The sequence below is a fragment of the Lacticaseibacillus sp. 22 genome (assembly GCF_055413445.1).
Window position 1 is genome coordinate 1 of sequence record NZ_JBVAYD010000052.1, and the last position, 5,731, is coordinate 5,731.

The following is a 5,731-nucleotide window of genomic DNA, read 5'->3' on the forward strand; positions in this document are numbered from 1 at the left end:
TTAGGAGATGTGCTTATGACGAAACAACATGTGAGGTTCAACTACTTTGTTCCGGAATTGAATTATGAAAACGGTAATAACTTTAGATGGAACATGAAGGATTTCCTTGAATTTCTTCTAAATCACAAGGGCAAGATTGAAAGTTCAGTCATTTTAGGAGATGAAGTGGCAGACTTTGAATGGGAGGATCAACAGCTTGATCAACAAAGAAACTTGTACTGGTTTCGAATCTCCAAAAACAGATATAACAACATCCCTTCGCTTAAACATCTTAATAAGCCCGGAAAGCCTATTGAATTAGACAAGGATGAATTTGTCGGTGAGTTTTCTATTTTCGTTTTTGATCCTGAAAGCGGGGTGCTGGTGGTTCAGTCGAATTTTTATGGTTTAACGACGAAGCAAAGCGAACTCGCTTTAACAGAACTTAGACAAAGATACAAAGAAAGTATTGGCGAGGGGGAAAATGAAGTCGGAGTTGTTTCATTGAAGCCGATTCCTGATGAATCTGCATATCATCGCGCATTGCAAAACCAAATTATTCGACGTATTAATATTAAAGCAAGTGATGTTTCGTTGCTTAATGATGAACATATGTCAGCAGAAGTTATGCATAAAGCTGTGGATGCAGCTGGAGAAATTGGCGGAATTTCTTTTGATTTAACAGTTTCAATGAGTAGAACACCTAGAGCTAGATCTTTAGAAAAAGATCAGGTGACTCAGGTCATTGAAGATATTAAATATCTTGCAAAACAAGGAAAAGATGTGTCGATGCAAATTGCTTCTAAAGAAGATGAACACCACGCCATAGAGACAATAGATCTGCTTTCTCCGCGCTTAAAGTCAAGCATGACCATTGAGTTTCCTAATCGAGAAACGCCAGGAGCCGAGTTCATTTATAACAATTTCGTTGAACAAAATTTTGATTTGCCTCAAGATAATCTAGATAAAAACAGCAAAAATAAAGGATTCAGACAAAGAGCTGCTCGAGCTATTCCCAAACCAGATAATCTCTGAAGAGGTGATCCTAAATGTTGAAAACTTTGAACTTAAAAAAGTTTATTTCAAAAGTGCAAGAGGTTTTTAAATTTGGTGATCTCACAGACAAGGTTAATATTTTACGGTGGTTGATAGCAGTGGTTGTTTCAGCCTTCTTCAGCACTTTTTACTATTATGGAAAATTAAAAAGTATTCGGGCTGGATCTAGTGATATGATTGCTATTTCATCAATAATATTGGCAACAGCGGGAATCTTTATTGGACTACTGATTGGAGAACGACATTCTTCAGAATTTTTTAAAGAAGCCGATAAAGTTTCAAAAGCTCAAGACTTTTTTGATTCGTTGATAAAAAAAATCAGGACGATATTTATAGAAGATATTATTTTTATAGTTATAACAGTATCCTTTGATTTCATTCCTTCATTAGAAATGAAATTAATAAACGCTCTTATCTTAGTTGCTTGGGCCTCAATATTCTTGGTTTCAATGTGGGATATTTATTACGTTGTTGATGTCATCAGCAAAATTATGCTTAAAAAGCACAAAAACACTGGAATTCGTGTAAAGACTTAAAATTAATATCTAAACTATAGAGTGAAAGTGCAAAAATGGCTCTGATTGCCGCTGCATCAGAGTGTATCCACAAAATCATATTCAAATCCTATCTATGCCACGCTGCCGAAGAGGTCCGCAAGACTCTTCGGCAGTTTTTGCATGAATTCACTCATGATCTGATTAATGACCGTAAGCGTACGATTGTAAGGTACATTTAAAACGGCTTCGATATCCTTTATGCTGTAAGGAATACCGAAGCCGTTTTTTTAAATCAGCTTTAACGCGAACAGTTGGCTTTAACCTTGGGCGACCATGGTAAATAATCTTGTAATGCCCCGGCATCACAAGGAACGGGAAGGTTGTGATAAGTATTCAAGATACTTGCGGCAATCAAGTCCGTTGGCCTCGACTGAACGCATGATACTCAAAATAATCCCGTTTGAGTGAGCACCTTTGAAACTCGTGGAAAACAGCCGGTTTTTACGGCCGATAACCAGTTCTTTGACGGCGTGTTCAACACGGTTATTTGAGATCTCCAGACGGCCATCCAACAAGACGTTTTCTAGGGCTTCGCGTTGACTGAGTGCATACTCAATCGCGCGGCCTAATTTGGATTGCGGTAAGGTATGGATGTTCTCACACCAAGTAAAGAACTTAGTCATTTCGGTCTTGAGTTGGCCTTGCCGCTTTTCATAACGTTGTTCTGGTGTGAGCAGCCGCCATTTGCGTTCCATCGTGAACATGCGCCCGCAATAATCAACCCCCGTTTTAGCAGCACTTTTCGTGGTGCTCTGTTTGCCCATGGCCTCAAAGAACTTGCGGCGAATGTGGGCCAGACAGCCAACCCGCGTGACTTGATCGAGTTTCTCGTACACTTGATAACCATCGGTTTGAAGATAATGCCTATAACCAGTTAAAAAGTGTTTCGGAACCTCAGTCGCACGAGAATCGGCGTGTTCATAAAGGACCATTGGCTTATCCTCACAGTGCCCAGATGCGAATACCCAGTAGTAGGTCTTCACCTTTTCACTTTCTAAGACGCGATAGCTGGTTTCATCAGCGTGAACGATTGTCTGTTTGAGCAGTTCTTGATGCATTAGTTCATAAAGATCGGCCAAACCATAATCGCATGCCAAGATATGCCAGTTGGTTATTTGTTGACGCGTTAGGGGAAGACCAACCTCTTCCCAATCCTTCTCTTGGCGATAGACGGGGACCTTTTTACGAAACTTTTCGATCATCGTCTGAGTAAGGACGCTGGGTGAGGCAAAACTATTGGTAATGAACGGCTGTGGTAAGGGGGTTTTTTTGATGACGCTATGATCTAGTTGGTCTGAACATTGGCGACATTCATAGGCGTGTTGATAATGCACGTGGACTTCAACATGTGCCGGAATACGAACTGGTTCACGACTGGTAACAGTGACACCTATCTCACGCATTTCGGCGGTACAATTTGGACACTGACGCTCGGCGTCAGTTAATTCATGATGCACAGACACTTCAGGAAAATTCGCCAGTTGTGCTGCCTTCCTGCCTTTTCTTTTTTTCCGCTCAGCTGGCTTCTTGCCAGCTGCTTCTGGTTCCGTCGGCTCTGGTGCGGAGAAAGCTTTATTCTTCTCAAAAAGATCCAGCTGACCATCGGTCAGACTTTCACGCTTCGCACCGTAAAGGCGACGCATCAGAAATGCCACTTGTTCACGAAGCAGTTCATTTTCTTGTTTGAGGTAGTTGAATTAGGCTTGCGTAACTGCTGCTTCAGCAGGCATTTTGGATCCTCCGTTAAAATTGTTGAAATGAGTATATCAAGCGGCCATACGAAAAGGAAGCCTTTTCTTTGATTTCTAGAAAAGGCTTCCTTTTCGCAGTATCAGTACACATGCCCGGGCGTTATGGCTTGAATGGTGCGTCGTTCTTCAATGGCTAAACCACTGACCAAGCGTGACATTTGGCGATAATTTAGGCGGCGAATTTCACTGCGATCGCGCGGCCATTGCATATAGCAGTTTTCAAAGCGTTTATACAGAAGTGAAAGCCACTTTTGGTCCAGTACAGCGCCTTGAACCTATCTTTACGGGTGCCACAGAAGATGAACAGGGCATTATCGAAAACATCCATCTGGTATTCCTCTGTCACTAAGGCCGCCAAACCATCAATGCCTTTGCGCAAGTCGGTGCGGCCACAAATGATGTAAATGTTAGCCTTGGACAGATCTGGAATCATGCTTCATCAGCTCCTGTAAAATAATGCGCGCCATTACTTTGTCGGCACCATTGTAGAAAAGTACCTCGGCGTCATCCAGTTTTACTTTAGCTCCTAGTTTAGGTTTGACGACAGCAGAAGCACTATCGCGGTTAATCATCCTAACGGGAACCATGTCGTTAGTTTGAGAAATAAAAAATCCTCCAATCTGCTTGATAGAACAAGTATAGAAGGAGGATCTCAATGTTTGTAGGTACTGTACTATTAGACGCTTACGACAAAGTTACACCGAGCATAAAAAAGACCAACGCCCTCAGTTAGCATTGGTCCAAAGTTAGTGCACTTATAGTTCAATCCAAGTTATAAACTTTTAGAGAATTTCAAGGGCGCAGGTGGTTTTTGAGGTTTTCTTAAGAACTTTTAACCTTAATTCATTACTTAGCAAATAAATCACCATGGCACTTCCAAAATGTCGCTCTTTGTATTAGGATACCTTTTAACAAATTAATTTTCAGGAGATGAGCGGTTGAAATTATTTTTTTGGATTTTTATTCTCGGTATTGTGGTGGCCTTTCTTCTAGCTCTTTTTGTCTGGTATACAGATAGGAAAAATAAGCGCAGCATAAACATACATGAATATTTATTATTTTTTATTTACTGCTTATCTGTAACTTGGTTAACAATTATGCTTGCTGTAGATGTTAATGCGTATATTGCTATACAAAACTGTAACGATCCTATGACTATACAAACATTTTTCACGAGTATAATTGGGCAGCTAGTACTAATAACTTGGTCATTTAATAGCGCTTGTGCTCTTTTGAAAAAGAAAAGATAAAAAATCAGACTGATAATAGTAGCCCAGAAAGAAGCGAGACTGCTGAAAAATTCAATAACTAAAGAGTGAAAGTAAAAAAATGGCTCTGACTGCCGCTGCGTCAGGGTGTATCCACAAAATCATATTCAAATCCTATCTATGCCGCGCTGCCGAAGAGATCCGCAAGACTCTTCGGCAGTTTTTGCATGAATTCACTCATGATCTGATTAATGACCGCTTGAGCTTCATGATAAGTTGACGCTATACCAATCAATTGTGCCATGAGCCAACTTAAAGCTCGCGCAATGCCGATATCGGGTAAAGCTTTTCCAAAGTAGAAGAACAAGTCTCCCAGCGTGCGTTCGTCAGTTTCCTCACGCTGACACAAGGCGAGAAGATCATAACTCATCATGACCATTGCCTTAAGTGCGCAAAGACTGTCATAGCCACGTACTTGTGTCGCATCAAAGCGCAGATATTGTTTAGCAACCTTGAAGTAGCCTTCGATTTGCCAGCGTCTGCCGTACATCTGAATGATGCGTTCGGGGCGCAAATTAGTCTTTGTGGTTGCTAAAACCAAGAAGCGGCCCTTGGCACCTTTTTTAGTCACGAAGACTAGCTTCATGGCCATCGTCGTACCGCCCATGTCGTATTGCACAATGGGACTGTACAGATAATGTTGATGCGTTGGCCATTTACTCTGCTTTAACGTGGCATAGAGCCGCTTAACATCCATTTCTCGTCCACGATAACGAAAATACACTTTCTCCGTCTGCTTGATCATGCCGATGCCATTGATCCCGCGCTTAAGCAGTTCATGGAACATCTTGGGATAAGCAAACCAGCTATCAAATAAAGCATAATGTGCCTTGGCACCTGCTTTAATCGCCTGATCAACGAGTTCAAGTGGCCACTAGGTTCATTTTGCGATGGGCTTGCTGGCGACGTTTGGCCGCAAGTGAGCGACCATCACACGGCTTTTGCGGGCTAACTTGGTTCTTTTTCTTACTTGAGGCCATGAAGGCAAAGTTGAGCGGCAGGAGGGTATTGCCATCACTCCAACCCAAAGTCAAAGCCCGAAAGCCGGTATAGTACCGTTCATGGTCATGATCGAATACTTTGGAGAGTAATTCGGTCTTCTTGGAGAACTCGCGCTTAA

General features: G+C 41.8%; 5 protein-coding genes and 1 pseudogene. 2 read left to right on the forward strand and 4 right to left on the reverse strand.

The window, feature by feature from the left end; translation table 11 throughout:
• On the forward strand, nucleotides 1-1,014 hold a 1,014-nt coding region (locus ACWP87_RS13555; RefSeq protein WP_225350544.1), incomplete at its 5' end, for a DUF6731 family protein.
• Between the two features lie 14 nt (nucleotides 1,015-1,028).
• On the forward strand, nucleotides 1,029-1,571 hold the full coding sequence (locus ACWP87_RS13560; protein WP_005687341.1) for a hypothetical protein: 543 nt from the start codon (nucleotides 1,029-1,031) through the stop codon (nucleotides 1,569-1,571).
• A 323-nt stretch (nucleotides 1,572-1,894) separates the two neighbouring features.
• Here ACWP87_RS13560 and tnpC read toward each other — a convergent pair whose 3' ends face one another.
• The 4 genes and pseudogenes from tnpC to ACWP87_RS13580 all read right to left on the reverse strand — a co-directional run.
• Nucleotides 1,895-3,247: an IS66 family transposase gene (tnpC, locus tag ACWP87_RS13565; protein ID WP_015765000.1), complete on the reverse strand. Its 1,353-nt coding sequence runs from the start codon at nucleotides 3,245-3,247 to the stop codon at nucleotides 1,895-1,897.
• A gap of 265 nt (nucleotides 3,248-3,512) precedes the next feature.
• Nucleotides 3,513-3,776 (reverse strand): IS66 family insertion sequence element accessory protein TnpB, encoded by a 264-nt coding sequence (gene tnpB / locus ACWP87_RS13570; RefSeq protein ID WP_005687345.1) that lies wholly within the window; start codon nucleotides 3,774-3,776, stop codon nucleotides 3,513-3,515.
• Nucleotides 3,751-3,948 (reverse strand): hypothetical protein, encoded by a 198-nt coding sequence (locus tag ACWP87_RS13575; protein ID WP_029944112.1) that lies wholly within the window; start codon nucleotides 3,946-3,948, stop codon nucleotides 3,751-3,753. The genes tnpB and ACWP87_RS13575 overlap by 26 nt, the downstream gene beginning before the upstream one ends.
• Nucleotides 3,949-4,729: 781 nt before the next feature.
• Nucleotides 4,730-5,731, reverse strand: a pseudogene (locus ACWP87_RS13580) (IS4 family transposase); the annotation flags it as partial.

Excerpts from the sequence above, each read along its gene's own strand:
- ACWP87_RS13560 (WP_005687341.1), top strand. The coding sequence starts at position 1,029 with ATGTTGAAAACTTTGAACTTAAAAAAGTTTATTTCAAAAGTGCAAGAG.
- tnpB (WP_005687345.1), bottom strand. The coding sequence starts at position 3,776 with ATGATTCCAGATCTGTCCAAGGCTAACATTTACATCATTTGTGGCCGC.